At 76.2% G+C, this 2658-nt stretch carries 1 protein-coding gene; it reads left to right on the top strand.

Going from position 1 to position 2658, the window contains the following annotated elements; genetic code table 11:
• A partial coding sequence (locus L2I40_RS21690; protein ID WP_237217323.1) for a hypothetical protein occupies positions 1–2658 on the top strand: 2658 nt, incomplete at both ends.

The following is a 2658-nucleotide window of genomic DNA, read 5'->3' as shown; positions in this document are numbered from 1 at the left end:
GCCATCACCTCCGGCACGATCACCGCGAACGCCCCCGGCGGCGGCGTGCTGGTGCCCGCGGGCGCGGCCCTCGACGCGCCCGCGGGACGTATCGTGGCGGGCGCCGCCGCCACCTCCCGCATCGGCGCGCCCGACCGCCTCTCCGCCCGGACAACCGTGCAGCGCGGCGCCAACATCCGCGCGGATGGCGGCGAGGTGATCGTCCACTCGTCGCAGCGCACCGCCATGTCGGGCACGATCACCGCGCGCGGCGGCCAGGTGGAGGTCTCGTCCCGCCGTGCCCTCGCTATCGACGGCCGCGTCGATGTCGGCCCGACCGGCCGCGTGCTGGTGGATCCGGAGGAGCTGCGGATCGTCGACTCGCTCTCCGGCAGCACGGAACCCGCCGAGGTCACCGCCGACTTCGTCAACACCACGCCCGGCCTGCTGGAGCTGACCGCCGACCGCACCATCCGCGTCCAGGCCGAGGTGAACCGCACCGAGGGCCCGCTGACGCTCGAGACGCTGAACGCCACCGCCGCACCCGGCGAAGGCATCTTCATCGAGGCGCCGCTGGCCGTCCTCGGCGACCTCCGCCTGATCTCCGCCGGCGACATCACGCAATCGGACGGCGCGCGGCTCTCGGTCGGCACGCTCTTCGCCGAAAGCCGCGCCGGCGCCGTGCGGCTGGAAGCCTTCGACAACGCGATCCTCGCGCTCGATGGCGGCCGCGCCGCCACGCGGTTCGACGTGCTGACCTCGACCAGCCTGGCGGTGGATGCACCGGTGACCGCGGCCGCGATCCGCCTGACCGCCAGCGGCGACCTCCGGCTCAACGCCACGCTCGACGCCACCGCGGTCGAGCTGGTCGGCCAGGCCGGCATCACGCAATCCGCGGGCGGCGCGATCACCGCCGGCACGCTGGCGCTGGAGGCGAATTTCGGCGCCATCGCGCTCGACGGTGCCGCCAATACGATCACTGCGCTGGCCGACGTCACCGCGCCAGCCGGAATCGCGCTGCGCAACGCCGGCGCGCTGACCGTCTCCGGCACGCTGAACGCCGCCGGCGCCACCGCCACGCTGCGCGTCGATGCAGGCGACCTCTCGCAGGACGCCAATGCCCGCATCCTCGCCGAGGCGCTGCGCGTCGCCGCCCCCGCGGGTTCGGTCCGCCTCGACGCCGCGCAGAACGTCGTCGCCCGCCTGTCCGGATCGGCGCGCGACGACCTCGCCGTGGAGACCACCGGCGCACTGCGGCTGGACGGCGAGTTCCGCGCCGCGCGCATCAGCCTCGGCGCCGGCGACATCGCGCAGGAGACCGGCGCGCTGGTGATCACGCCGCGCCTCTCGCTGCGCGCCGCCGGGTCCGTCTTCCTCGACGACCCGCTGAACGAGGTGCAGGCGCTCGGCGCCTCCACCGCCGACGCCGTGCTGTCGCTCGCCACCTCGACCGACCTTTCGATCGAAGGCCACGTCGCCGCGCCGCTGGTCCGCCTGCTCACCGCCGGCTCGCTCCGCCAGGGCGCCGGCTCGATCGGCGCGATGGAGGCGCGGCTGACCGCGCTGACCAGCGAGATCCGCCTCGATGGCGCCGGCAACGACATCACGACCCTCGACAGCGCCTTCGCCGCCGGCGCGCTGGCGGTGGCGGCGACCGGCGCGCTGGAGCTTTCCGGCGCGCTCGACGCCGGCGGCCCCGCGACGATCGAGGCCGCCTCGCTCACCCTCTCGCTGCTGCCCGTCACCGCGCCTTCCGTCACGCTGCGCGGGACGGGCGACATCACCCAGGCCGGCGGCCGCATCGAGACCGCCGCGCTGCGCGCCGAGGGCGCCAACGTCACGCTCGACAGCGCCGGCAACTCCATCGCCGCGGTCGCGGGCCGCGGCGCGACCTTCCGCGTGACCACCGCCGGCGCGCTCGCGCCCGACGACATCGCGGCCACCAACCTGTCCCTCGCCGCCGCCTCCATCGCGCAGCCCGCCACCGGCATGGGCATCAGCGCCGACCTTCTGGACGCGACCACGACGGGCCGCATCGATCTCGCCGCGCAGGCCAACGCCATCCGCGCCCTCGGCACGGTGACGGCGCCCGGCGGCCTCGTGCTCGCCACCACGACGCCGCTCGAGCTGACGCGGCCCGTCACCGTGCCGGAGGCCTCCTTCGCGACCGGCGGCGACCTCACGCAATCCGCCACGCTCTCCGCCGGCACGCTGCGCGTCGCCTCCGCCGGCGCCGTGCTGCTGGAGGATCCCGCCAACGCCATCCCGCGGCTGCTCGGCGCCGAGGCGACGGGCGCAATCCGCCTCGTCACCTCCGGCGCGCTGGCGCTGGACGGCGACATCCGCGCGCCCGCCGTCTCGCTCGCCGCGCAGGATTCGATCACCCAGGCCGCGGGCGCGATCGACACGCCGTCCCTCGTCGCGCGTTCCGTCCTCGGCGCCGTCACCCTCGCCGGCGCGAACCGGCTCGACGCCCTCGGCGGCGGCGCGGCCGGCGACTTCACGCTGCGCCAGGACGCGCCGGCCGATCTCCGCCTCGAGGGCCTGGTCGCCGCGCCCTCCGTCACGCTGATCCTGGCCGGCGGGCTGTCGGACGCCGCCGGTGCGCTGCGCACCGATGCGCTCGCCCTCGACGCCGCGGGCGCCGTCGCGCTGGATGCCGGTGGCACCCGCGTCGCC

The sequence above is a fragment of the Falsiroseomonas oryziterrae genome (assembly GCF_021864505.1).
GTDB classification, from domain to species: domain Bacteria; phylum Pseudomonadota; class Alphaproteobacteria; order Acetobacterales; family Acetobacteraceae; genus Falsiroseomonas; species Falsiroseomonas oryziterrae.
Note: the sequence above shows the minus strand (reverse complement) of the source record. Positions and strands in the feature narration are given on the sequence as shown.